The sequence below is a fragment of the Priestia filamentosa genome, assembly GCF_900177535.1.
Taxonomy (GTDB): domain Bacteria; phylum Bacillota; class Bacilli; order Bacillales; family Bacillaceae_H; genus Bacillus_I; species Bacillus_I filamentosa.
In genome coordinates this window covers 1-3,120 of sequence record NZ_FXAJ01000025.1, presented here as the reverse complement: position 1 = coordinate 3,120, position 3,120 = coordinate 1, and the positions used below count along the sequence as shown (strand labels likewise).

The window sequence follows — 3,120 nt, the reverse complement described above, 5'->3', positions numbered from 1 at the left end:
CAAACATTGTTCATTGAAAACTAGATAACAAGTAAAGCAAGGTTAAACCATATAACTCTCATTTAATGAGAAAACCGAGTAAACGATCGCTACAACACTGTTAGTGTTGAAATAACCAATCAATGGTTAAGTTAGAAAGGGCGCACGGTGGATGCCTTGGCACTAGGAGCCGATGAAGGACGGGACTAACACCGATATGCTTCGGGGAGCTGTAAGTAAGCTTTGATCCGGAGATTTCCGAATGGGGGAACCCACTATTCGTAATGGAATAGGATTCATATCTGAATACATAGGGTATGAAAGGCAGACCCAGGGAACTGAAACATCTAAGTACCTGGAGGAAGAGAAAGCAAATGCGATTTCCTGAGTAGCGGCGAGCGAAACGGAAGAAGCCCAAACCAGAAGGCTTGCCTTCTGGGGTTGTAGGACACTCTACACGGAGTCATAAAAGAAGAACATAAACGAAGCGACCTGGAAAGGTCCGTCACAGAAGGTAACAACCCTGTAGTTGAAATGTTCTTCTCTCCTGAGTGGATCCTGAGTACGGCGGGACACGTGAAATCCCGTCGGAAGCTGGGAGGACCATCTCCCAAGGCTAAATACTCCCTAGTGACCGATAGTGAACCAGTACCGTGAGGGAAAGGTGAAAAGCACCCCGGGAGGGGAGTGAAAGAGATCCTGAAACCGTGTGCCTACAAGTAGTCAGAGCCCATTTACGGGTGATGGCGTGCCTTTTGTAGAATGAACCGGCGAGTTACGTTCTCGTGCAAGGTTAAGTTGTAAAGACGGAGCCGCAGCGAAAGCGAGTCTGAATAGGGCGTCATAGTACGAGGTCGTAGACCCGAAACCAGGTGATCTACCCATGTCCAGGGTGAAGTTCAGGTAACACTGAATGGAGGCCCGAACCCACGTACGTTGAAAAGTGCGGGGATGAGGTGTGGGTAGCGGTGAAATTCCAATCGAACCTGGAGATAGCTGGTTCTCTCCGAAATAGCTTTAGGGCTAGCCTCGGATGAAGAGTCTTGGAGGTAGAGCACTGATTGGACTAGGGGCCCCCAACGGGTTACCGAATTCAGTCAAACTCCGAATGCCAACGACTTATATCCGGGAGTCAGACTGCGAGTGATAAGATCCGTAGTCAAAAGGGAAACAGCCCAGACCACCAGCTAAGGTCCCAAAGTATACGTTAAGTGGAAAAGGATGTGGAGTTGCTTAGACAACCAGGATGTTGGCTTAGAAGCAGCCACCATTTAAAGAGTGCGTAATAGCTCACTGGTCGAGTGACTCTGCGCCGAAAATGTACCGGGGCTAAACGTATCACCGAAGCTGTGGATTGATACCTATGGTATCAGTGGTAGGAGAGCGTTCTAAGGGCGGTGAAGCTAGACCGTAAGGACTGGTGGAGCGCTTAGAAGTGAGAATGCCGGTGTGAGTAGCGAAAGATGGGTGAGAATCCCATCCACCGAATGTCTAAGGTTTCCTGAGGAAGGCTCGTCCGCTCAGGGTTAGTCGGGTCCTAAGCCGAGGCCGATAGGCGTAGGCGATGGCAAACAGGTTGATATTCCTGTACCACCTCTCTTCCATTTGAGTGATGGGGGGACGCAGGAGGATACAGTAAGCGCGCTGTTGGATATGCGCGTCCAAGCAGGTAGGCTGGTGAGTAGGCAAATCCGCTCACTGTAAGGCTGAGCTGTGATGGCGAGGGAAATAAAGTACCGAAGTTCTGGATTCCACACTGCCAAGAAAAGCCTCTAGCGAGGAAGATGGTGCCCGTACCGCAAACCGACACAGGTAGACGAGGAGAGAATCCTAAGGTGTGCGAGAGAACTCTCGTTAAGGAACTCGGCAAAATGACCCCGTAACTTCGGGAGAAGGGGTGCTCTGTTAGGGTGTTAAAGCCCGAGAGAGCCGCAGTGAATAGGCCCAGGCGACTGTTTAGCAAAAACACAGGTCTCTGCGAAACCGTAAGGTGAAGTATAGGGGCTGACGCCTGCCCGGTGCTGGAAGGTTAAGAGGAGAGGTTATCCCTTCGGGGAGAAGCTTTGAATCGAAGCCCCAGTAAACGGCGGCCGTAACTATAACGGTCCTAAGGTAGCGAAATTCCTTGTCGGGTAAGTTCCGACCCGCACGAAAGGCGCAACGATCTGGGCACTGTCTCAACGAGAGACTCGGTGAAATCATAGTACCTGTGAAGATGCAGGTTACCCGCGACAGGACGGAAAGACCCCGTGGAGCTTTACTGTAGCCTGATATTGAATTTTGGTACAGCTTGTACAGGATAGGCAGGAGCCTTAGAAGCCGGAGCGCTAGCTTCGGTGGAGGCGCTGGTGGGATACTGCCCCCGCTGTATTGAAATTCTAACCCGCTGCCCTTATCGGGCAGGGAGACAGTGTCAGGTGGACAGTTTGACTGGGGCGGTCGCCTCCTAAAAGGTAACGGAGGCGCCCAAAGGTTCCCTCAGAATGGTTGGAAATCATTCGTAGAGTGTAAAGGCACAAGGGAGCTTGACTGCGAGACCTACAAGTCGAGCAGGGACGAAAGTCGGGCTTAGTGATCCGGTGGTTCCGCATGGAAGGGCCATCGCTCAACGGATAAAAGCTACCCCGGGGATAACAGGCTTATCTCCCCCAAGAGTCCACATCGACGGGGAGGTTTGGCACCTCGATGTCGGCTCATCGCATCCTGGGGCTGTAGTCGGTCCCAAGGGTTGGGCTGTTCGCCCATTAAAGCGGTACGCGAGCTGGGTTCAGAACGTCGTGAGACAGTTCGGTCCCTATCCGTCGTGGGCGTAGGAAGTTTGAGAGGAGCTGTCCTTAGTACGAGAGGACCGGGATGGACGCACCGCTGGTGTACCAGTTGTCTTGCCAAAGGCATCGCTGGGTAGCTACGTGCGGACGGGATAAGTGCTGAAAGCATCTAAGCATGAAGCCCCCCTCAAGATGAGACTTCCCATTCTTCGGAAGTAAGATCCCTGAGAGACGATCAGGTAGATAGGTTAGAGGTGGAAGCGTGGCGACACGTGGAGCTGACTAATACTAATCGATCGAGGACTTAACCTAAGAATTGATCATAATCGGATATGTTTTTCCTTGCCTTGTTATTTAGTTTTGAGTGAACAAC

Annotated in this window: 1 rRNA gene; it reads left to right on the top strand. The window is 51.6% G+C overall.

From position 1 onward, the window contains the following. The first annotated feature begins 124 nt into the window (after nucleotides 1–124). Nucleotides 125–3,059 (top strand): 23S ribosomal RNA (locus tag B9N79_RS25650). The last annotated feature ends 61 nt before the right edge of the window (nucleotides 3,060–3,120 follow it).